Source organism: Duganella flavida, assembly GCF_009857445.1.
GTDB classification, from domain to species: Bacteria; Pseudomonadota; Gammaproteobacteria; order Burkholderiales; family Burkholderiaceae_D; genus Rugamonas; species Rugamonas flavida.
This window is the reverse complement of the sequence record NZ_WWCN01000014.1, coordinates 147209-167548: the sequence shown is the minus strand read 5'-3', so window position 1 is coordinate 167548 and position 20340 is coordinate 147209. Positions and strand designations below refer to the sequence as shown.

Genomic DNA, 20340 nt, shown 5'->3' with positions numbered 1-20340 from the left:
CCGACATGGTATAAACTATTTGACATGAACACCGAGCCGACCTCCCGCCTGATCTTCCCGCGCAAGACGCTGGCGTCCTGCGTGCGCGCCTACATCGAGCGCAGCACGGTGGAAACGCCGCTGGCCGATGCGCAGGACCGCTACAACCATTTTCCGGCCACGCCGCATTGCTCGATTACTTATTACATCGAGGGCGAGGCCGAAGTGGTGGAGCCGCCCAACGCACCCATGGACCGCATCCGCGTGGTGTTCTGCGGCCCGCAAACGCGGCCCATCGTCACCTACAATCCCGGACCTGTGCGGGTGTTGATGGTGATGTTCTACCCACAGGTGCTGCATGCCATGTTTGGCCTCGACGTATCGCAGTGGGTGGACCGCTGGGCACCGGTGGAGCAGGCGCTGGGGCCGGAGTGGCAAGCGCTGTCGGATGCGCTGCTGGCCACGCCGGATGACGGCGTGCAGCTGGTCGAAGCCTTCCTCGAACCACGCTGGCAAGCGGCCCGCCCCGGTGGTGTGAGTGCCAGTGCGGTGGCAGGCGATTGGGTACGCCACATGGCAGCGCAAGCCGCCGATACAGCTTTGGGACGCGGTGTGCGCAATATCGAGCGCCGGATCAAGGCCAGGGCAGGGCAGCCGCTGCGCAAGTTACTGCGCTTGCAGCGTGCCGAGTTGTCGTTCTTTGAAGCGCGCGAGGAGTTCATGAACGGCAAGGCGGTATGGTCTGACATCGCTGCACGCGGCGGCTACGCAGACCAGGCGCACCTGTGCCGTGAAGCGCGCGAAATCACCGGCCACACGCCGGGCGAGCTGGCGCGCGTGCTGGCCTCCACCGATGAGCGCTACTGGATTTACCGTATCTGGAATTGATTCAGGCAGTGGCGATGCGATTGCGGCCGCTGCGTTTGGCCTGGTACAGTGCGCGGTCGGCGGAACCGATCAGCGCATCAATCTCCACCACCGCATCCGCCTTCTGCGTGGCGATGCCGATGCTGACCGTGATCAGCTGCGACGCATCGCTGCTGCGCTCATGCGGTATCGCCAGCTCCTGCGCCCGCGCGCGGATCGCATCCGCCATCAGCATGGCTTGGTCGATGTCGGTCTCCGGCAGGATCATCGCAAATTCTTCGCCGCCGTAGCGCGCCATCAGATCACAGGGGCGCTTCAGCATGCCCGCCAGCGCGGCGGCTACCTGGATCAGGCATTGGTCGCCTTTCTGGTGGCCGTAATGATCGTTGTAGGCCTTGAAGTGGTCGATGTCGATCATCAGCAGCGTCAACGGCGTGCCGCTGCGTTTGGCGCGGCGGTGCTCCTTCTCCATCGCCACGTCGAAGTGGCGGCGGTTGGCGATGCCGGTCAGGCCGTCGGAGAAGGTCTGCGAGCGCAGCACCATGGCCTGCTCGCGCAGCAGCTTCTCGCGGCCCACGGCGATACTCACGTCGCTGACCTGGATCAGGCAATGGCGCGGCGCGCCTTCCACCGCAATCGGCGTTATCTCCACCGCTTGCTGAACGCGCTCCCCGCGCATGAATAATTCAAACGGCGCCTTGTTCAGCGTCTGCGACAGCAGGGAAGGGAAGTTGTTGTACAGCGCATGCTGAATCGCCGCGTCCACCCGCCCGCCGCGCAGGCCCGGACAGACCTCGAAGAAATCGCGCCCCAGCACCTGCTCATGCTCCAGCCCCGAATGCCGCACCATCCACGTATTCCACAGCACGATGCGGCGTTCGCCATCAAGCACGATGGCGCCCAGGCTCACCGCGCAGAACACGCTCTCCAGCAGGGGAAGACGCAGGGAGGTCATGGGCTCCTCAGGCTTGCCCCATCGCGCGGGCGATGTAGAGGTTAATTTGTTCCTTCAAATCGTGCAGCGCCGAGATATCCAGCACGAAGGCGACATAGCCGTGGATCTGGTGCTTCTCCAGCAGGAAGTCGATGTGCAGCATCAGCACCACGCTGCCGGCGGCGCTGCCAGTGGCGGTCAGGATTTCATCGCTGGTGCCGACGTGGTACTGCGGCAGCGAACCTTGCAGCTCGCGCTGGAAAATATTCGCCAGCGTGCCGACGCAGGAATTGAGCATGATGTTGCCGATCTCGCACATGGCTTCCTGCTCCATCTCGGTCAGCTCTTTCAGCGGCACCGATTCGCCCACCATCAGGCGCACGATCTCCAGGCTTTTATCTTCCGGGAACATGAGGATGGCTTCGGTCTCGAAGGCGCCGCCGAAATGCTGCGAGACGCCGCAGATGCGTTCCGGCACGCCGTCCGTCTTCCCCAGCAGGCGCGCCGCCTCGGTCCGCGGAATGAAGCTGATCGAGGGCACCGACATGCGCACCGCTTCATTGACGATGGCGCTCATCGACGCCGCCGCCTGGCCCACGCCGATATTGAAAATCTCGATCAGCGCATCATTTTCCAGTTCGGAGAGGTTGAACATGATTACGCCGCTTCCAGCGTCGCCACCAGTTGCGCGATGCGCGCCTCAGTGATCGGCTTCTCGACGAAGCCGATGCCCATGGCGGTAGCGCGTTCGCGGGTGGCGGTTTGCACGTTCGCGGTCAGCAGCGAAATCGGCACGGTAGGGAATTCCTGGCGCAGCTGCTCGGCAGCGGCGATGCCGCCCATGCCGGGCATGTTGACATCCATCAGGATCAGGTCCGGCGCCACGTGGCGCGCTTTGACCAGCGATTCCTCGCCGGTGCCGGCTTCCTCGACGATCCAGTCGGCGCGCAGGCCGGCGATGTATTGTCGCGCCATCATGCGTGAAACGCGGCTGTCATCGACAATCAAGACTGTTTTAGTGGTTGTCATGTCTTATCCCCGGCGATCGTTTTGGGACTACTGTGTCTTCATTCTCGCATATCCGGCCCGCTTGGCGGCCAGCTTGTGCAAGTCTGCGACAAAGCAATGTTGCCTATGTTGTCTCGGCGCAATTTTTTGGCAAAAAGCGGGGTGGTAAAATAGCGCCATTCCGATTTCCCCTCCTCTTATTCCATTATTTATTTATCATGACCCAAGACGAACTGAAACAAGCCGTAGCCCGTGAAGCCATTGCCTACGTGGTGGAAAACGAGATTATCGGCGTGGGCACTGGCTCCACCGCCAACTTCTTCATCGACGAACTGGCCAAGATCAAGGACAAGATCAAGGGCACCGTGGCGTCGTCGGAAGCGACTGCTGCCCGCCTGCGCGGCCATGGCATCGAGGTGTTCGACCTGAACGATGTGGCGGAAATGGCGGTTTACATTGACGGCGCCGACGAAATCGACAACAGCGGCGCCATGATCAAAGGCGGCGGCGCTGCGCTGACCCGTGAAAAGATCGTCGCTTCGGTGGCCAAGCAGTTTGTCTGCATCGCCGATGGTTCGAAGCTGGTGGACGTGATGGGCAAGTTCCCGCTGCCGGTGGAAGTGATCCCGATGGCGCGCGCGTCGGTGGCGCGTGAGCTGGTCAAGCTGGGCGGCACTCCTAAGCTGCGTTTGAAGCCGGGTACGGAGGAAGCGTTCCTGACCGATAACGGCGGTTATCTGCTGGATGTGGCGGGTCTGTCGATTACTGAGCCGAAGGCGCTGGAAGAGAAGATCAACCAGATCGTGGGTGTGATTGCAGTGGGCTTGTTCGCTGCGCGCGGCGCCAATGTGTGCCTGCTGGGTACTGCGGAAGGTGTGAAAACGTTGAAGTTCTGATAGACCCGCACTGCCAGGTGGGGTCTGACCCCTGCGGGGTCAGACCCCTAAGCGACGGAGCTGAATCTGTCACTCAAGGATGCGGGGTAGCGGTTTATTCCGCTGGCGGCACATAACCCTGTGCTGCATCGGCGCCATCGCCGAAGAAGTGTTTTTCCATCTGCGTTGCCAGGTATTTACGGGCGCGCTGGTCGGCCAGGTTTAGGCGGTTTTCGTTGACCAGCATGGTCTGGTGCTTGAGCCATGCCGCCCAGGCTTCCTTCGACACCTGCTCGTAAATCTTCTTACCCAGTTCACCCGGATACGGCGGGAAGTCCAAGCCCTCGGCTTCCTTGTTGAGTTTAATGCATTGAACGGTGCGGGCCATATGGGTTGCTCCTAAAGCTTTGTAAAAACGAGATTATAAGGTCTTAATCAGAACCTGGGATTTGCGCTGCCAGTTATACATGCGCTGGCGGTCCTTCGGCAGGGCGTCCACGGTGGCCTGTGCGAAGCCGCGCTTGATGAACCAGTGCGCGGTGCGGGTGGTCAGCACGAACAGCTTGTTCAGACCCAGCGCGCGGGCGCGGTTCTCCATGTGTTTGAGAATGCGGTCGCCGTCGCCCTGGCCCTGTACTTCCGGGTTGACGGTCAGGCATGCCATTTCGGCCATTTTCTGCTCCGGGAACGGATACAGGGCCGCACAGCCGAAGATCACGCCATCGTGCTCGATGACCGAGAACATCTCGATCTCGCGTTCGATCAGTTCGCGGCCGCGCTTGACCAGCGTGCCGTCGGCTTCCAGCGGTTCGATTAGTTTGATGATGCCGCCCACGTCTTCAATGGTGGCGGTACGCAGCGATTCCAGGTTCTCGTGCGAGATCATGGTGCCCACGCCATCGTGGGTGAACAGTTCCAGCAGCGTCGAGCCATCCATGTCGAACGAGACGATGTGCGAACGTTCCACGCCGTTGTCGCAGGCCTTGATGCAGTGCTTCAGGTAGAAGGCGGTGGAATCGGGCAGGAAGCCCGCTTGCAGTACGGCTTCCGCCTGGTGCGAGGACAGTTCGCGGATCTCGGCGCCGGCGGCGTCGGTCATCAGCGGCGTCTCAGTGATGAAGATCAGCTTATCGGCGTGCAGCGCGATGGCGGTGGAGCAGGCCACGTCTTCCATCGTCAGGTTGAACGCCTCGCCGGTCGGCGAGAAGCCCAGTGGCGACAGCAGCACCAGGCCATCGGAACCCAAAATGGAGTGGATGGTTTCGGCGTCGACTTTACGGGTTACGCCGGTCAGTTCCAGGTCCACGCCGTCGATCACGCCGAGCGGGCGGGCGGTGATGAAGTTGCCGGAAATGATGCGGATCGCCGCGTTGGACATCGGCGTGTTCGGCAAGCCCTGGCTGAACGCGGCCTCGATGTCGAGACGCAGTTCGCCGGCGGCTTCCTTGGCGCATTCCATGGCGGCGGTGTCAGTGATGCGCAGGCCGTTGTGGAAGCGGCCTTCGACGTTACGCAGGGCCAGTTGTTCCGCCACCTGCGGGCGCGAGCCGTAGATCACGGTGACGTTGATATCCAGCGCGTGCAGCAGCGACAAATCGTGGGCCAGTACCGGCAAGGCGCCGGCCGCCACCAGTTCACCGGGGAAGGCCACCACGAAGGTCTTGCCGCGGAAGGCGTGGATGTAAGGTGCGACGGAGCGCAGCCATTGGACGAATTGGGTAGGGTTTTCCATTAGCCGCATTATAATTCGGTGCGCGACGTCCGCGCCAAATACCTTTGTAAAAAACAATGTCAGAAGCCAGCAACAAGCCAAAAAATCAGCCTAACCGCCCGCAAAACGCCACATCCCGCCCTGGGCAGAAGCCGCCACGTCCGCGTTTGACACCGGAAGAACAGGCTGCGCGCGAGGCTGAACGCGCGTTCCGCAACCCGCTGCCGCCGATCACCTTCCCGGAAGATCTGCCGGTATCGGGCCGTCGCCACGAGATCGCGGAAGCGCTGCAAAATAATCAAGTGATCATCGTTTCGGGTGAAACCGGCTCCGGTAAAACCACCCAGTTGCCGAAGATTTGCCTGGAACTGGGACGCGGACAAAAAGGCCTGATCGGCCACACACAGCCTCGCCGTATCGCCGCCTCGTCGACCGCCAAGCGCATTGCCGTGGAATTGGGCTCGCCGCTGGGTGAGCACGTGGGCTTCAAGGTGCGCTTCGCCGACACGCTGCAAAAAGGCGCGTCCATCAAGCTGATGACCGACGGTATCCTGCTGACCGAAACGCAAAGCGATCCGCTGCTCAAGGGCTACGACACCATCATCATCGATGAAGCGCACGAACGTAGCCTGAACATCGACTTCCTGCTCGGTTACCTGAAACAGCTGCTGCCGCGCCGTCCGGACCTGAAGATCATCATCACCTCGGCGACCATCGATGCCGACCGCTTCGCGCGCCACTTCGGCACGCCGGAGAAACCAGCACCGGTGATCGAAGTGTCGGGCCGCCTGTACAAAGTGGAAGTGCGTTACCGCCCGATTGAGAGCGACGTGCCGGCCGGCGGCAATGCCGCAGCCATCGCTAACGCCGAAGGTAAGGGCGCCCGCACCGCCGCCGCACGCGAGAAGCGTGACCTGATGGATGCGGTGGTGGATAGCGTGGACGAACTGGCGCGCATCGGCTCTGGCGACATCCTGGTGTTCCTGCCGGGCGAACGCGAAATCCGCGACGCCGCTGAAGCGCTGCGCAAGCACCACCCGCCGCACGTGGAAATCCTGCCGCTGTTCGCCCGCTTGTCGGCCGAGGAGCAGGAGCGCGTGTTCAAGCTGACCAACGCGCGCCGCATCGTCCTGTCCACCAACGTGGCAGAGACTTCGCTGACCGTGCCGGGAATCCGCTACGTGGTGGACGCCGGCCTGGCGCGCGTGAAGCGCTACAGCTATCGCAACAAAGTCGAGCAGCTGCAGATCGAACCGATTGCGCAATCGGCAGCCAATCAGCGCGCCGGCCGATGCGGCCGTGTGGCCGATGGTGTGTGTATCCGCCTGTACGACGAGCAGGATTTCAACCAGCGTCCTAAATTTACCGAGCCGGAAATCCTGCGCTCGTCGCTGGCCTCCGTCATCCTGCGCATGAAGACCCTGCATCTGGCCGATGTGGAGACCTTCCCGTTCATCGAACCGCCGCTGGCGCGTGCGATTGCGGACGGCTACCAGTTGCTGCAAGAATTGGGTGCGGTCGATGAGTACAATCAGATCACGGCGTTGGGCAAGAAACTGGCCAAGCTGCCGCTGGACCCGCGCGTGGGCCGCATGATTCTGGCCGCGCTGGATAACGTTTGCCTGAACGAAGTATTGATCATTGCTTCGGCCTTGTCGGTGCAGGATCCGCGTGACCGTCCGATGGAGCACCAGCAGGCGGCTGATGAGGCACATAAAAAATTCGCCGACGAGAAGTCCGAGTTCCTTAGCTACATCAAGATCTGGAAGTGGTTCGAAAACGCGATTGAGCACAAGAAGACCAACCGTCAGTTGCAGGATAACTGCCGCACCAACTTCCTGTCGCAACTGCGCCTGCGTGAATGGCGCGATGTGCACTCGCAACTGCTCACCATCGTCAAAGAGCAGGGCTGGCGCCTGAACGAAACTCCGGCCACGTATGAAAACCTGCACATGGCGTTGTTGACTGGTTTGCTGGGTAACATCGGCTTCAAACAGGAAGACGATCCGGGCTTCCTTGGCGCGCGCGGCATCAAGTTCAATATCTGGCCAGGTTCTTCGCTGAGCAAGAAGCCGGGCAAGTGGATTATGGCTGCGGAGCTGGTGGATACCACGCGCCTTTACGCGCGCTGCATCGCGCAGATCCAGCCGGAGTGGCTGGAGAAAGTCGGCGGCCACTTGCTGAAGAAATCCTGGGGCGAGCCGCGTTGGGAAAAACGTTCGGCGCAGGTGACTGCGTCGGAGCGCGCGACGCTTTACGGCTTGGTGGTGTATAGCCAGCGCCGCATCAACTACGGCTTGTTCAATCCATCCGAAGCGCGCGAGATCTTTATTCGCGATGCGCTGGTTGGCGGTGATTACGAGACGCGTGCGCCGTTCTTCGCGCACAACCACAAGCTGGTAAAAGAGATCGAAAATCTTGAACACAAGTCGCGCCGCCAGGACGTGCTGGTGGACGATGAATTGATCGCAGCCTTCTACGATAAGCTGGTGCCGGCGGACGTAGTCAATGGCGCCGGCTTCGAGAAGTGGCACAAGGACGTCACGGCGCAAGAACCCAAGCTGCTGTTCCTGAACCGCGATGAGCTGATGCGCCACGAGGCCGCAGGCGTCACCACGGACCTGTTCCCGAAGAAGATGAACGTGTCCGGCCTTGAGCTGGCGCTGACCTATCACTTCGAGCCAGGCAGCGTGCGCGATGGTGTCACGTTGGCGGTGCCGCTGTATGCGCTGAACCAGCTGTCGCGCGAGCGTTGCGAATGGCTGGTGCCGGGCATGCTGAAGGAGAAGGTGCACTTGCTGCTGAAATCCCTGCCGCAGAAACTGCGCCGCCACTGCGTGCCGCTGCCGGATTACGCGGCCAAGTTCTGCGAGCGCGTGGAGGAGGCGCACGCCTTCGGCCGCGGTGAGCTGATCGACGCCATCATCGCCGACATCCGCAAGCAGATCACCGTGATGCCGCTGACCACCGACTTCAAGCCGGAGACCCTGCCAGCGCACCACTTCATGAATTTCAAAGTGATCGACGAGCATGGCCGCCAGCTGGACATGGGCCGAAATTTGGCGACGCTGCAAGCCGAATACGGCACGCAAGCGCGCGAGAGCTTCCAAAAGATGGCGGAAGCCTCCGGCCCGCAAGCCACCGTCGCCGCGCGCGCCGTGGCGCCGGCCAAAGCAGCACCTGCTGCTGCTTCTGCTGCGTCGTCTGCCGCGCCGACAACCAGCAACATCACGCTAACAAACCTCACCTCGTGGACCTTCGGCGAACTCCCGGAACTACTGGAAATCGCCCAAGGCAAACTCACGCTGATTGGCTTCCCGGCACTGGTAGACAAAACCACCCACTGCGACCTGGAAGTCTTCGACGACCCAACCGTCGCCGCGCGCACGCACCGCATTGGCCTGCGCCGCCTGTTCGCCCTGCAGATGAAAGACCAAATCAAATTCATCGAAAAGAGCATCCCGAACCTGCAGCAAATGGGCATGCAATTCATGAGCATGGGCACGCAGGAAGAACTGCGCGAACAAATCATCAACAAAGCGCTGGACATCGCCTGTCTGCAAGATCCGCTGCCGATCGACGCAGCCACCTTCGCCAAGCGCAAAGACGAAGGCAAATCGCGCCTGGTGCTGCTGGTGAACGAGATCGCGCGCCTGCTGTCGCAAGTGCTGACCGAATTCCACGGCCTGCCGAAACGCCTGCAAAGCTTGTCGCAGCAAGCTGCGCAAGACATGCAGCAGCAACTGCAAGGCCTGGTGCACAAGCGCTTCCTGCAAGAGAACGAGTACAGCCAGCTGTCTCACTTCCCACGCTACTTGAAAGCCATGAACGTCCGCATTGAAAAACTGCGTGGCGATCCGGCGCGCGACACCAAGTTGATGGCCGAATGGCAGCAAGCCGCAGCAGCCTATCTGCGCGTGAGCCGCGACAAATCGGCCGGTAAAAACACCGATCCGAAAATGGTGGAATACCGCTGGATGCTGGAAGAATTACGCGTGTCCCTGTTCGCGCAAGAACTGCGCACGCCAATGCCGGTTTCGGCCAAGCGTCTGCAGAAAGTGTGGGAATCCATGCAGCGCTAAGCGCGCTGCCGTACGCTGCACGCGGCAGTTTTTCGGTAGACTGATTAGCAACAGGAGGACGTTGCGATGAAAGTCAACACCGGTAAGCTGCTGCGCACTTTACTTCGCGCCGGCACCCGCACGGCCAAGCTAATCGCCACGGCCACAGCGCCGCCCAAGCCGAAGCGCAAACGCGCCCCGGCCAAGCCGCGTGCAACTCCCACCGTCCGCGCCGTCGCCACGCCGCGCATATCGCAGCCTGCGCCATCCGTCGCTCGCGCGCCGCGCGACTCCGCCGTCGCGCCGGGCAAATGGCTCTCCTCCCACGTCGTCACCGCAGCCGGGCAGCAAATGCGCTATTGGCTCTATCTGCCAAACAGCCTTTCACCACCCGCAGGCCTGGTCGTCATGCTGCACGGCTGCCAGCAAACCGCCACCCAATTCGCCCAAGGCACGCGTATGAACCTGCGTGCCGAAAAATATGGCTACGCAGTTCTCTACCCACAACAACTGACCAGCCACCATGCCCAGCGCTGCTGGAAATGGTACGACCGCGCCACGCAAGCCGGTGGCGGCGACGTCCCCACCATCATCAGCATGATCCACAAAGTGCTAACGCAATATCCCGTCGATCGCCGGCGCATTTACGTCGCAGGCATATCGGCCGGCGCTGGCATGGCCAATATCCTCGCGCTGAACCAGCCAAGACTGTTCGCCGCTGTCGGCCTGCACTCAGGTCCGGTCTTCGGTGCAGGACACAACACGTTGACAGGCATCGGCGTCATGCACCACGGCGCCGGCCTGCGTGCCGACATCGCTGCTCAAGAAATCCTGCAACGCCATCCTGACTTCCCCGGCATGCCAGCGATTCTGATCCAGGGCGGCAGCGACATCATCGTCCGCCCAATCAACCAAGCGCAGTTGATGCGACAAAGCCTGCTGCTAAACCGCCTCACCGGTCCAGCGAAAATCACAAACAAACCGCGCAGCAGCCTGCACGATTTCTACGTTGGGCGAAAGCTCATGCTGCGCGCCGTCCAGATCCCACCACTGGAACACGCCTGGAGCGGTGGTGACTCCATCTTGCCGTTCAACGCCAAGGCAGGCCCCGACGCCACTAAACTAATGTTGGACTTCTTTGCCCGCCATCAGCGCACTTGATCGCTCAAGGTTGCGCCACTACTTTAGTGACACGGCCCTGCGCATCCAGCATCACAATGGTCGGAATATTGTGCACGCCGAATGCGCGGAAGATTTCACCGCTCTGGTCCAGCACCATAGGAATGCTGGTGCGCTTTTCTTTCGCATAGCCGGCCAGCTCGGCGTGCGTCGTCCACAGCGAGGATGAAATGCCGAGCCATTCGGTACGCTTATCCTTGGCCAGCTTTTCCGATTCCAGCCGCACGCGTTCGCAGGCGGCAGCGGTGGCGGGGCGCGTCTCGCACAAATAGGATTCGCACCACGGCGAGAAGAACACCAATGTAAGCGGCTTGCCCGCGCCCAGTGCCACCGTTTTTCCGGAGATGGTCTTGATGCCGATGCCGCCCACCTGGTCGCCAACCTTGAACACCGCAGGCTCGCTGCTTTGCGGCGCCAGCGCCACCGTGGCGCTGGTCGGCGCGGTGGTCGCCACGCGCTCCAATGCCGCATGCAATTCCTGGTCATCCAGATGGCCGACATGGACGATGCGACCATTCGCATCAATCACGATATGCTGCGGCGTGACGCGCAGATTTAGCTTGCCGGCGAGCGAGCCGTCATCAATCACCGTCGGCATATGCAGCTTGTACTTGGCGATGAAAGCGCGTACATCGGCTTCCGTTTCGCTGTAGCCGGCGTTGACCGCCACCACCGCAACGCGCTTGCCGTACTGCTGATACAGCTGCTCAAAGCCCGGCGCCTGCTCATTGCAAGGCTTGCACCAAGTGGCCCAGAACTTCAGATACACCGGCTGCTTGCCATACAGCGACGCCAAATCAATACGCTGGCCATCAATCGACGTCAACGTAGCAGAAGGTCCCGGTTGCTCAATCAACGCCTTTCCCGCCAACTGCGCCCGCTCCTTACCACTCTCCGCCGCCCCAGCCGTCCCCGCCAGCGCCGCCAGCAAAACCCACACCAAGCTCCATTTCATGGCGCACCCTTAATGAGTTAATCGATAACTCATCGTACTCACAACTTGGGGTATCCAGAAGGTGCAAGAACCGCCTAAACGACTAGGCCATGATGGCGGCTGTTCCTTCATCAGGCCAAATCCCGCAGCGTCATCACACTTTGATTTGCTGAATTTCAAAGCGTTCACGACTCAAAAACGTACGTTAAGACATTAACTAACCATCTCAGAAGGAGATATGGAAATGTCATACGTTTATCCGAAAGCAGCGGAACTCAAAGACCAGCCGGTGGTCGGTAGTCATCAATGCGTGGAGCTCATTCAAAAATATGCGGGCGCCCCGACTACGCCGCATTGGAGGCAGGGGATAGAGGGGATCTATATTGCCGGCCAGTGTACGTGCGAATAATTTATCTCAAAGTAGTAAGAAGGCCAGTGCCGCAACGGCGGTTGGGGCTAGCGCACCGGCTAGCAGGCCGAGGGTGCCGATGGATTGGTCGTGGAAGCCGCGGCGTAGTAGCGAAACGCCGGCCGGATTGGGCGCGTTGGCGATCACGGTCAGGCCACCGCCGGTGACTGCGCCGGCGACCAGCATGTATTGCGCGCTGACCGATATGTTGTCGATCAGCGAGCCAAGGTAGGTGAGGGCGGCGTTGTCGGTGATGGCGGTGAGACTCATGGCGCCGAAGAACAGGGCCAGCGGCGACAGGCTTTCCACGATCGGTTGCAACCACCATTGCTGCATCCCGCCCAGCACCACCAGCCCGGCCAGGAAGAAGCCCACCAGCAGGCCTTCCTTGATGATCAGCGGATTCTGGTAGCGCTGGTAGGCGGTGGTAAATCCAAGGAACAGCATGAACACGCCGAGGAACAGCACTGGGTGATGGCCCAGCACTACCACCGCAGCCAGGAAGCCGAGATGGATCAGCGTCACGGCCAATGGCACGGCGGGAGTATCAGTAGCAGCGCCCGCATCGGCAGCCGGCGCGCGCAAATGCTTGCGCAGCACGAAGCAGATTGCAGTGGCGTTGACCAGCACCGCCAGCGTCGCTTTCCAGCCGAATTGCGATGCCATGAAGGCGCTGTCCCAATTCCAGGTCGCGGCCACCATCAGTACTGGCGGCGCGGCGTAGGCGGTCAGCAGGCCGCCGATGGAGATGTTCACGAACAGCACGCCCAGCGCCGCATATTTCAGCCACTCCGGCATGCCATCGCGGAACACCAAGGGCGCCAGCATCAGCGCGGCCAAGGTCATCGCGGCGGGCTCGGTGATCAGCGAGCCGGTCAGCGGCACCAGCGCGAAGCCGAACCACACCAGCGCCAGTTCGGTCGCTACCGGCATCAGCCTGGCCAAGGCCAGTAGCACGCGCTGCACCACCTCCAGCACTGGCCGCGACGCCGCCACTACCATCACTACAAACACGAACAGCGGCTCGGTGTACTGGCGCGACTCGGCATAGGCAATCGCCGCCTCGCCGCCGTTGAGTACGGCCATCGCAATCATCAGCACAAACGCCCAGAAGCCGAACACCACCTCCACCTCACCCAGCAAGTGGAATAGCCCGGCATGGCGCGGATGGCGATGCGACAGTTTCTCGAACGATTTGGCGGCAAATGTGTGCAGCAGCGCCAGTCCGAACAGAATGGCGCCGACCAGTTGTATGGTTTGCAAAGTGTGTCCTTTGATAATTTCCTTCACCGCATGGTACAGCAAACAAGAATAGTCCTTGCCAAACTACGGTGCGCGGAGTACTGTGTATTTATACAGTATTTGCGATACAATGCCATGACTCTTTCAGAAACCGTGCACCCGTCTTTGTGGCGGGCCGACCAGCTCGCGCAGAGCGCCACGCGCTGCATGGACACAGGTTTTGCCGCCTTGTCCGCGCAGCTGCCCGGCGGCGGCTGGCCGATCGGTACCTTGATCGATCTGCTGGTGCAGCAGCACGGCATCGGTGAACTACGCCTGTTGCAGCCGGCGCTGGCCGCGCTGGACAAGCGGCCCATCGTGCTGCTGCAACCGCCGCACGAACCGCAAGCGCTGGCATTGGCGGCGCTGGGTATCGAACCATCGCAGCTATTGTGGGTGCGCAGCGGTGCCAAGGCTGGCGATGCGTTGTGGGCAGCCGAGCAAATCCTGCGCAGCGGCTGCTGCGGCGCGCTGCTGCTGTGGCAAAAGCAGGCGCGCGGAGAAACGTTGCGCCGGCTGCACCTGGCGGCGCAAAGCGGCGAGACCTTGTTCTGCATGCTGCGTCCCTTGGCTGCAGCGCAGGATGCATCTCCCGCGCCGTTGCGCTTGTCGCTGAAACCGGCGGCGGGCGGTATCGACATCGGTTTTGTGAAGCGACGAGGACCGCAGCGCGACACGCCTCTTTTCTTACCCTTAACGCCTTCTTTGCTTCAACGCCATGCGCCTCTGGATCGCCCTACACCTGCCCCGGCTCCCGCTCGAGGTATTTTGCCCGCGCTGGTCAGGGGATAACTGCACGGTAGTGCTGGAGCAGGAGCGGGTGATTGCCTTGTCGGATGCGGCGTACGAGGCGGGCGTGCGGCAGGGCTTGCGGCGTGGCGGGGCGATCATGCTGGCGCCCCAATCGCAATTCCAGCAGCGCGACCTGGAATTGGAAAAGGAGGCTTTGCAAGCGGTGGCAATGGCGCTGCTGCAATTTACGCCACAACTGGCGGAGGCGGAAGAATCCACGTTGCTGCTGGATGTCGGCGCGAGCTTACGCCTGTTCGGCGGCATTCGCGCCTTGTGCCGCAAAGTGGCGCACAGCGTGCGCGCATTGGGCTTCACGGGCTGGCTCAGCTGCGCACCGACCGCACGCGGCGCGTGGCTGCTGGCGCGCAGCAACGGCGGCCGCGCTTTGAAAATGGCGTCGCTGGAGCTGCGGCTTGATGCGTTGCCGGTCGACTTGCTACCGCCAGCCCGGTCCTACCTGGGCTGGTTGGAAGGCATAGGCTGCATGAGCTTGGGGGAGCTGTACCGATTGCCTCGTCCCGGCTTACAGCGCCGTTGCGGCCGCGCTTTGCTGGATATGCTGGACGACGCGCATGGCACGCGTCCCGAGTTGCATGAATGGCTGGCCGCACCAGCCAGCTTCCACGCCAGGCTGGAATTGTTCGACCGCGTGGAAAACGCCGAAGCGTTGCTGTTCGGCGCGCATCGCCTGCTGCTGCAATTGACGGGATGGCTAAGTGCGCACCAACTGGCCGTGGAACGCATCCGCCTGTTGCTGGAGCACGAGCGCGGCCGCACTGCAGGTCCGCCCACCGTGATTGAAGTCGTGCTGGCCGAGCCCACATGGAAAGACACGCATCTGGTGCGCCTGTTGAAAGAGCGTCTGGCCAAGCAGGAGCTGGATGCACCAGTAATCGGACTGCGCCTTGAGGCGCCCCAAGTGCAGCCGATGGCGCCACTCAGCGATTCATTATTCCCCGAGCCGGGCGGCAGCAAGGAAGACTGGCAGCGACTGCTGGAACTGCTCGCCGCGCGACTGGGGGCGGACAACGTGCTGCAAGCCGTGCCCAGCGCAGACTACCGCCCCGAGCAAGCCAATACCTGGCTCAGCATCCAGAAAAAAGTCCGTCCAGCCGAAGCGCGCGCACAACTGCCGCCGGATATGGGCAGCCTGCCGCGCCCCACCTGGCTGCTGGCCAAGCCGATCCCGTTGCTGATGCGCGACCACCGTCCGTACTACGGTTCACCGCTACGCATCCGCACTACCGGCGAGCGCATCGAAGCGGGCTGGTGGGGCGATATGCAAACGCGCGACTACTTCATGGCGCAAGGCGAAGACCATGCCCACTACTGGCTGTTCAAGGAGCGCGACGCCAAATCGAAGGAGCTCGAGCCGCGCTGGTACTTGCAAGGACTGTTCGGTTAATCGATCGGCTTGAAGCGCTGCACCTGCTTGCCATCCACCTCGATCATCTCGAAGAACACCTCGCGCGGCCGGCACCAGATGGTGCCATTGGCGGTGCGATATACAATCATGGTCGACAGGTCGGATTCCAGCGTGGCTTCGCACACCAGTTCGTAGATTCCACCTTTGTAGTGTTGGTAACGCATTTTTCTATTCCTCTATGAAATCACAACGACAAGAATTTATCGGCGCGCACGGCCACCAGCTGGCCGCACGGCTTGATGGGCCGGATGGCGAGGTCAAGGCCTACGCGCTGTTCGCCCACTGCTTCACCTGCGGCAAGGACGTGTTTGCCGCCCGCCGGGTGGCGGAAGCGCTGACGGAACACGGCATCGCCGTGCTGCGCTTCGATTTTACCGGCCTCGGCGCGAGTGGCGGGGAGTTCGCGGAGACGAACTTTTCGTCCAACCTCGACGATCTGGTGGCCGCCGCCGATTTCATGCGCGCGAACTACCAGGCACCCAGCCTGCTGGTCGGCCACAGCCTCGGCGGCGCGGCCGTACTGGCGGCGGCGGAGCAGATGCCGGAAGTGAAGGCGGTGGTCACCATCGCCGCACCGAGCAGCCCGTCTTACGTCACCGGCATGTTCAGCCAGCATCTGGATGAGATTGAACGTGAAGGCGAGGCGGAAGTGCAGCTGGCGGGACGGCCGTTCCGCATCCAGCAGCAATTCGTGGAAGATGCGGCCGGACACAATTTGAAGTTGAAGATTGCCGGCCTGCGCCGTGCCCTGCTGGTGATGCACGCGCCGAACGACGACACGGTCGGTCTTAGCAACGCGATGGAGATTTTCACGGCGGCCAAGCATCCGAAAAGTTTCATCTCGCTCGACAACGCAGACCATCTGCTGACGCGCCGCGAGGACGCTGTCTACGTTGCCAACCTGATCGCGATGTGGGCCGACCGCTATCTGTTTTAAAAGTCTTCCGACAAATCTTTCCAGCCCTTGCTGACAGCGAAAGCGGTGAATTCATCCGGTGCTTCCAGCACCAGCAAGCGGGCTTCCTGCAGCACCGGATCGCCGGCGGTCAGGTCCGGGCCTTTGTAGCCCACGGTGCGCAGTTGCGCCACGACCGCGCTGATCAGCGCCTTGTCTTTGTGCAGGCCGCTGATGGGCGCTTTGAAGTCCACATACACCTCGATGGCGCCGTAACCTTCGTCGAAGATGCGGATCGCCTTGGCGTCGTGGGCACGGCCGGAGCCGTCGGTGGCCTTGAAGGGGCCGCTCAGTTGGATGTCGGTGTCATTGTTCATGGGCGCAGCATACACCAATCGGCGGCGTCAGCGCGAGACCGTATTGCGGCCGCCGTGCTTGGCGCGGTATAGCGCCTGGTCGGCCAGACGGTAGATTTCTTCCTGCGACAGACCCACCTCAGGCGTGATAAACGCCAGCCCCAGCGACAAGCTCACATGCTGCATCGGCTGGTTGCCCGTATGGGGAATCTGCCGCCCCGCCATGCAGGCGCGCAGCTGCTCGGCCAGCGCCAGGCTTTCTTCCTCGCCGCTGCTGCTGAACAGGCAGGCGAACTCGTCACCGCCGATGCGAAAACACAGGTCGCCCGAGCGGTGGAAGGTCTGCCGCATGCAGTCGGCCACGGCTTGCAGCACCTTGTCGCCTTGCGGGTGGCCGTAGGTGTCGTTGTATTCCTTGAAGCGGTCGACGTCGGCCAGCAGCAGGGTCAGCGTACGCTGGTCGCGCCGCGCACGTTTTTGCTCTTCGATGAAGCGGACGTTGTAGTAGCGCCGGTTATGCAAGCTGGTTAGCTCGTCGGTCACGCTGTCGATGCGCGCCGTGCGGGCATCGGTAATGTCGGCCGAGACGGCGCAGGTGGCGTACACCACCCCGTCCGCATCCATCAGCGGAAACTTGACGGTGGCATAGGTGTGCAGGGTTTTGTCGCGGTGGTAGACCTGTTCTTCCTCGTGGATGGCGCGTTTTTCCAGCGCCGCACGGCGGTCGTTGCGCCACAGCGGTTCGGCGATATCGCGGGGGAAGAGCTGGAAGATGTTGGAGCCGACGAAGCTTGCAGCATCGTAGCCATCGATGATCTCGAAGTGGCGATTGGCCATCGTCACTGTGCCTTGCAAATCCTTGGTCGAGATCAGGACCGGGGCATTGTCCAGCAGGGCGCGCAGAATACGGTCGGATTCGCGCAGTTCATCCAACTCTGCGCTTGCGAGGGTGGGGGCGTCGTTCCGGTCTGGCATGAATCCAGTATAACGCCCCCTTTCATTGTTGCCGAAGAATTATTTCAGTGGTTGCAAAATAGCCTCAAGGCGGTCCGGCGTGCCTTCGATACGCTCAAGGCGCGGATACTTCAGGCCGTCGTGATAGTCGAGCGCGACGGTCTGGTACAAGCTGCCTTTCTTGATCAGCAGGCTGATCGGCTCCTTGCTGGTTTTGGCGGCCGTGACCGCTGCGCGCAGCGGTTCCGGCTTGTAGGCGCGGCCGTTCACTGCGACCACAACATTGCCGCCTGCCAGGCCGGCCTTGAAGCCGATGCCGTCCCACTGCAAGGCTTCCAGCTTGCCATCCGCTGTCACCGAGAAGCCCAGCGAATACTGGAAGTTGGCCGACTTGCTCAGGTCTTCCTGCGCTTTCAGGAAGTCGGTTGGCTTTTCGGCGTAGACCAGCTTCCAGCCGGCGCGGGCCAGGCCGTCCAGCGGTGCCCCTGGGCCGTGGCCGTCGAGGCGGCTACGCAGGAAGGGCGCCCAGTCGTAGGGCTGGATCGTGTTGAGGGCTTTCACCACGTCGTCAAAGGTGTAGTGCTTGGCGACGTTGACGCCGTCATCCACGCCGAAGAACAGGCGCGCGAAATCGTTCAGCGATTTCTTCTCGCCCGACAGTTCGCGGATCTTGGTGTCGGCATCCAACCAGATCAGTTCGCCTTCCGAGTAGTAGTCCTCGGCGCGCTGCCAGTTGTTCCAGCCCTGCGGACGGCGGGCGTTGAGGATAGGGTCGTTGACGGTGTCCTGCACGGCGCGCCATTCGCGGCCCTTGACGTTGTCGTAGCGGGCGGCGGTGGCGGCGATCAGGTCGCGCGTGTGCTCCGGCTTGATCAGGCCCGAGCGTGCGGCCAGTACGGCGCCCCAGTATTGGGTCTGGCCTTCGTAGACCCACAGCAGTTCGTTTTGCAGTGGCGTGTTGAAGTCAGGGACGTTCTGGCCGGCCGGGCGGCGGAACTTGCCGTTCCACGAGTGGGTGAATTCGTGCGACAGCAGTTCGCGGCGCGCTTCGTATTTGTTCCACTCGACGAAGTAGCCGAGCTTGACGCCGTTCTCGCTCGACTGGTGATGCTCGCGGCCGATGCCACCGAATTCATCGCTGATGGCGAACAGGAAATCGTAGTGCTGGTAGTGCTGCGAGTTGAACAGCTTGTAGGCTTGTTGCACCATCGCGCGGTGCGGGGCGATTTGTTCCGGCGTCGCTTCCAGCTGCTCGGCCGAGTCGGCCACCACGTTGAGGCGCACCGGGATTTTCGCGCCCGGATCGAGGTCGATCTGGCGGAAGTAGCGGCCGGCAAACAGCGGCGAGTCGATCAGGGTTTCCAGGTCCAGCGGCTTGAAGGCGACCTCGTCGCCATTGCGCTCCTGCGGTTCCAGCGCGCTGCCGAACTGCCAGCCGGCCGGCACGGTCAGGTTCGGCTGCACGGTGATGGCGCGGCTGTTGTAGCCGGCCGGGTACAGCGTCACCGATTGCCATTGCACGCCGAGGATATCGTTGGTCATGGTGGTGCGGCCCTGGCTGGCCTCCACCGGCGACAGGTACTGGAACTCCACCTCAACGCCTTTCGCGCCCTTCGGCACGTTGACGTGGAAGGCGTACACATTGACCGGATCACGCTTCCACTCCAGCGGCTGGCCATTGGCGCTGACCTTCAAACCGGCGAACTGGTTGATCGCGCCGCTCGGGCCATGGTTACCGGGGATCCACTGCGGATACAGCAGCGTCAACTTGCCCGGCTTGGCCGGAATGCTTTCGCGGATGCGGAAGATATTCTGGGCAGTGTTGGAAGCATCTACTTTCAGGACGATGGTGCCTGGATAAGGCTGGTCGGTGGCGGCCTGGGCGCTGAAGGCGGTAGCCAGCACGGCGGCAAGTACAACGCGGATGAAGGACATAATCATTTGATAAAACGGTTAACAAGAGAAAGAGTGTAGCACGCAGGAAACGAAAAATTTTTTAAAAAAACCTCTTGAAAGCATTTTGAGCCGACCTATATGGGGATCAGCGGTTGCCTGATTGTAGGGGCCGCCAACCTTCATATCGCTTAACTTGAAAAGGATATTTATCATGCGTACTTTTGACCTCGCCCCGCTGTATCGTTCCGCTATTGGCTTTGATCGCCTGGCACAACTGCTGAACGACGCCCAGCGCAACGACAGCACCCCTAGCTATCCCCCATACAACATCGAGCTGGTCTCGGACGACCAGTACCGCATCGTGATGGCGCTGGCCGGCTTCAACCGTTCGGAAATCGACATCACTTTCGAGCGCGATTCGCTGCAGGTGGTGGGCCGTAAGCAGAAAGATGTTACCGAACGCACCTATCTGCATCGTGGCATCGCGGCACGTGATTTCGAACAGCGCTTCCAGCTGGCCAACCACGTCAAAGTGACCGGCGCCAGCTTCGACAACGGCATGCTCACCATCGAACTGGTGCGTGAGATTCCTGAAGCACTGAAGCCGCGCAAAATCGTCATCGATGGTGGCGAGAATGTGACCGCGTTGGAGCAACGCGCAGCTGCGTAAATGCCTGCTTAATCAAGCTTTAATGCAGTAACCACAACTGGCCGGTTCTCCGGCCAGTTTGCATTTGTAAGCAGGAATTTTGGTTAAGTGGTGCCTAAGTTTGTAGCGTCATA

General features: G+C 61.4%; 20 protein-coding genes. 9 read left to right on the top strand and 11 right to left on the bottom strand.

The window, feature by feature from the left end:
- The first annotated feature begins 24 nt into the window (after positions 1–24).
- A complete protein-coding gene (locus GTP46_RS21415) occupies positions 25–867 on the top strand; it encodes a helix-turn-helix domain-containing protein (protein WP_161008651.1) in 843 nt (280 codons plus the stop codon).
- Between the two features lies 1 nt (position 868).
- On the opposite strand, the gene GTP46_RS21410 is transcribed toward GTP46_RS21415, so the two are convergent.
- From GTP46_RS21410 to GTP46_RS21400, 3 genes are read right to left on the bottom strand one after another with little or no spacing between them, the layout of a single operon-like run.
- Positions 869–1801 (bottom strand): sensor domain-containing diguanylate cyclase, encoded by a 933-nt coding sequence (locus GTP46_RS21410; RefSeq protein ID WP_161008650.1) that lies wholly within the window; start codon positions 1799–1801, stop codon positions 869–871.
- A gap of 7 nt (positions 1802–1808) precedes the next feature.
- The gene (locus tag GTP46_RS21405) at positions 1809–2435 is read right to left on the bottom strand and encodes a chemotaxis protein CheC (RefSeq protein WP_161008649.1); all 627 of its coding nucleotides are present in this window, start codon (positions 2433–2435) and stop codon (positions 1809–1811) included.
- Between the two features lie 2 nt (positions 2436–2437).
- Positions 2438–2809 carry a response regulator gene (locus GTP46_RS21400; protein WP_161008648.1) on the bottom strand — a complete coding sequence of 124 codons (372 nt, stop codon included), beginning with the start codon at positions 2807–2809 and terminating at the stop codon, positions 2438–2440.
- Between the two features lie 197 nt (positions 2810–3006).
- Here GTP46_RS21400 and rpiA point away from each other — a divergent pair, with 197 nt between their 5' ends.
- Complete coding sequence (rpiA, locus tag GTP46_RS21395; RefSeq protein ID WP_161008647.1) at positions 3007–3684, top strand: ribose-5-phosphate isomerase RpiA; 678 nt, start codon at positions 3007–3009, stop codon at positions 3682–3684.
- 94 nt (positions 3685–3778) lie between these two features.
- On the opposite strand, the gene GTP46_RS21390 is transcribed toward rpiA, so the two are convergent.
- Positions 3779–4051, bottom strand: a complete 273-nt coding sequence (locus tag GTP46_RS21390; protein ID WP_092274412.1) for an oxidative damage protection protein — start codon at positions 4049–4051, stop codon at positions 3779–3781.
- Between the two features lie 33 nt (positions 4052–4084).
- Positions 4085–5395, bottom strand: coding sequence for an amino-acid N-acetyltransferase (gene argA / locus GTP46_RS21385; RefSeq protein ID WP_161008646.1), 1311 nt, complete (start codon positions 5393–5395; stop codon positions 4085–4087).
- Positions 5396–5451: 56 nt separating this feature from the next.
- Between argA and hrpA the strand changes: the two genes are divergently transcribed.
- The gene (gene hrpA / locus GTP46_RS21380) at positions 5452–9456 is read left to right on the top strand and encodes an ATP-dependent RNA helicase HrpA (RefSeq protein ID WP_161008645.1); all 4005 of its coding nucleotides are present in this window, start codon (positions 5452–5454) and stop codon (positions 9454–9456) included.
- Positions 9457–9522: 66 nt separating this feature from the next.
- Positions 9523–10596, top strand: a complete 1074-nt coding sequence (locus GTP46_RS21375) for an extracellular catalytic domain type 1 short-chain-length polyhydroxyalkanoate depolymerase (protein ID WP_229259045.1) — start codon at positions 9523–9525, stop codon at positions 10594–10596.
- 4 nt (positions 10597–10600) lie between these two features.
- Here GTP46_RS21375 and GTP46_RS21370 read toward each other — a convergent pair whose 3' ends face one another.
- Entirely contained in the window at positions 10601–11569 is a 969-nt protein-coding gene (locus GTP46_RS21370) for a TlpA disulfide reductase family protein (RefSeq protein ID WP_161008644.1), read from the bottom strand.
- Positions 11570–11786: 217 nt separating this feature from the next.
- On the opposite strand from GTP46_RS21370, the gene GTP46_RS30400 reads away from it, so the two are divergent.
- Positions 11787–11957: a BPSL0067 family protein gene (locus tag GTP46_RS30400; protein WP_161008643.1), complete on the top strand. Its 171-nt coding sequence runs from the start codon at positions 11787–11789 to the stop codon at positions 11955–11957.
- A gap of 6 nt (positions 11958–11963) precedes the next feature.
- On the opposite strand, the gene GTP46_RS21360 is transcribed toward GTP46_RS30400, so the two are convergent.
- Complete coding sequence (locus GTP46_RS21360) at positions 11964–13220, bottom strand: putative Na+/H+ antiporter (protein WP_161008642.1); 1257 nt, start codon at positions 13218–13220, stop codon at positions 11964–11966.
- Between the two features lie 114 nt (positions 13221–13334).
- On the opposite strand from GTP46_RS21360, the gene imuA reads away from it, so the two are divergent.
- Positions 13335–14030 carry a translesion DNA synthesis-associated protein ImuA gene (gene imuA, locus GTP46_RS21355; protein WP_161008641.1) on the top strand — a complete coding sequence of 232 codons (696 nt, stop codon included), beginning with the start codon at positions 13335–13337 and terminating at the stop codon, positions 14028–14030.
- Positions 13957–15435, top strand: a complete 1479-nt coding sequence (locus GTP46_RS21350) for a Y-family DNA polymerase (protein WP_161008640.1) — start codon at positions 13957–13959, stop codon at positions 15433–15435. The genes imuA and GTP46_RS21350 overlap by 74 nt, the downstream gene beginning before the upstream one ends.
- On the opposite strand, the gene GTP46_RS21345 is transcribed toward GTP46_RS21350, so the two are convergent.
- The gene (locus GTP46_RS21345; protein WP_161008639.1) at positions 15432–15620 is read right to left on the bottom strand and encodes a DUF1653 domain-containing protein; all 189 of its coding nucleotides are present in this window, start codon (positions 15618–15620) and stop codon (positions 15432–15434) included. The two genes, GTP46_RS21350 and GTP46_RS21345, sit on opposite strands and share 4 nt — an antisense overlap.
- Positions 15621–15634: 14 nt before the next feature.
- Here GTP46_RS21345 and GTP46_RS21340 point away from each other — a divergent pair, with 14 nt between their 5' ends.
- A complete protein-coding gene (locus GTP46_RS21340) occupies positions 15635–16393 on the top strand; it encodes an alpha/beta hydrolase family protein (RefSeq protein WP_161008638.1) in 759 nt (252 codons plus the stop codon).
- Here GTP46_RS21340 and GTP46_RS21335 read toward each other — a convergent pair.
- From GTP46_RS21335 to GTP46_RS21325, 3 genes are read right to left on the bottom strand one after another with little or no spacing between them, the layout of a single operon-like run.
- Positions 16390–16728 carry a hypothetical protein gene (locus tag GTP46_RS21335; RefSeq protein WP_161008637.1) on the bottom strand — a complete coding sequence of 113 codons (339 nt, stop codon included), beginning with the start codon at positions 16726–16728 and terminating at the stop codon, positions 16390–16392. The two genes, GTP46_RS21340 and GTP46_RS21335, sit on opposite strands and share 4 nt — an antisense overlap.
- A 27-nt stretch (positions 16729–16755) precedes the next feature.
- Entirely contained in the window at positions 16756–17682 is a 927-nt protein-coding gene (locus GTP46_RS21330; RefSeq protein WP_161008636.1) for a sensor domain-containing diguanylate cyclase, read from the bottom strand.
- A 39-nt stretch (positions 17683–17721) separates the two neighbouring features.
- Positions 17722–19596, bottom strand: a complete 1875-nt coding sequence (locus GTP46_RS21325; protein ID WP_161008635.1) for a M61 family metallopeptidase — start codon at positions 19594–19596, stop codon at positions 17722–17724.
- 172 nt (positions 19597–19768) lie between these two features.
- On the opposite strand from GTP46_RS21325, the gene GTP46_RS21320 reads away from it, so the two are divergent.
- Entirely contained in the window at positions 19769–20227 is a 459-nt protein-coding gene (locus GTP46_RS21320) for an Hsp20 family protein (protein WP_161008634.1), read from the top strand.
- Positions 20228–20340: the final 113 nt, after the last annotated feature.

What these genes read in the sequence shown, in the direction of transcription:
- GTP46_RS21415 (WP_161008651.1), top strand. Translation starts at nt 25, where the DNA reads ATGAACACCGAGCCGACCTCCCGCCTGATCTTCCCGCGCAAGACGCTG.
- GTP46_RS21410 (WP_161008650.1), bottom strand. Translation starts at nt 1,801, where the DNA reads ATGACCTCCCTGCGTCTTCCCCTGCTGGAGAGCGTGTTCTGCGCGGTG.
- GTP46_RS21405 (WP_161008649.1), bottom strand. Translation starts at nt 2,435, where the DNA reads ATGTTCAACCTCTCCGAACTGGAAAATGATGCGCTGATCGAGATTTTC.
- GTP46_RS21400 (WP_161008648.1), bottom strand. Translation starts at nt 2,809, where the DNA reads ATGACAACCACTAAAACAGTCTTGATTGTCGATGACAGCCGCGTTTCA.
- rpiA (WP_161008647.1), top strand. Translation starts at nt 3,007, where the DNA reads ATGACCCAAGACGAACTGAAACAAGCCGTAGCCCGTGAAGCCATTGCC.
- GTP46_RS21390 (WP_092274412.1), bottom strand. Translation starts at nt 4,051, where the DNA reads ATGGCCCGCACCGTTCAATGCATTAAACTCAACAAGGAAGCCGAGGGC.
- argA (WP_161008646.1), bottom strand. Translation starts at nt 5,395, where the DNA reads ATGGAAAACCCTACCCAATTCGTCCAATGGCTGCGCTCCGTCGCACCT.
- hrpA (WP_161008645.1), top strand. Translation starts at nt 5,452, where the DNA reads ATGTCAGAAGCCAGCAACAAGCCAAAAAATCAGCCTAACCGCCCGCAA.
- GTP46_RS21375 (WP_229259045.1), top strand. Translation starts at nt 9,523, where the DNA reads ATGAAAGTCAACACCGGTAAGCTGCTGCGCACTTTACTTCGCGCCGGC.
- GTP46_RS21370 (WP_161008644.1), bottom strand. Translation starts at nt 11,569, where the DNA reads ATGAAATGGAGCTTGGTGTGGGTTTTGCTGGCGGCGCTGGCGGGGACG.
- GTP46_RS30400 (WP_161008643.1), top strand. Translation starts at nt 11,787, where the DNA reads ATGGAAATGTCATACGTTTATCCGAAAGCAGCGGAACTCAAAGACCAG.
- imuA (WP_161008641.1), top strand. Translation starts at nt 13,335, where the DNA reads ATGACTCTTTCAGAAACCGTGCACCCGTCTTTGTGGCGGGCCGACCAG.
- GTP46_RS21350 (WP_161008640.1), top strand. Translation starts at nt 13,957, where the DNA reads ATGCGCCTCTGGATCGCCCTACACCTGCCCCGGCTCCCGCTCGAGGTA.
- GTP46_RS21345 (WP_161008639.1), bottom strand. Translation starts at nt 15,620, where the DNA reads ATGCGTTACCAACACTACAAAGGTGGAATCTACGAACTGGTGTGCGAA.
- GTP46_RS21340 (WP_161008638.1), top strand. Translation starts at nt 15,635, where the DNA reads ATGAAATCACAACGACAAGAATTTATCGGCGCGCACGGCCACCAGCTG.
- GTP46_RS21335 (WP_161008637.1), bottom strand. Translation starts at nt 16,728, where the DNA reads ATGAACAATGACACCGACATCCAACTGAGCGGCCCCTTCAAGGCCACC.
- GTP46_RS21330 (WP_161008636.1), bottom strand. Translation starts at nt 17,682, where the DNA reads ATGCCAGACCGGAACGACGCCCCCACCCTCGCAAGCGCAGAGTTGGAT.
- GTP46_RS21325 (WP_161008635.1), bottom strand. Translation starts at nt 19,596, where the DNA reads ATGTCCTTCATCCGCGTTGTACTTGCCGCCGTGCTGGCTACCGCCTTC.
- GTP46_RS21320 (WP_161008634.1), top strand. Translation starts at nt 19,769, where the DNA reads ATGCGTACTTTTGACCTCGCCCCGCTGTATCGTTCCGCTATTGGCTTT.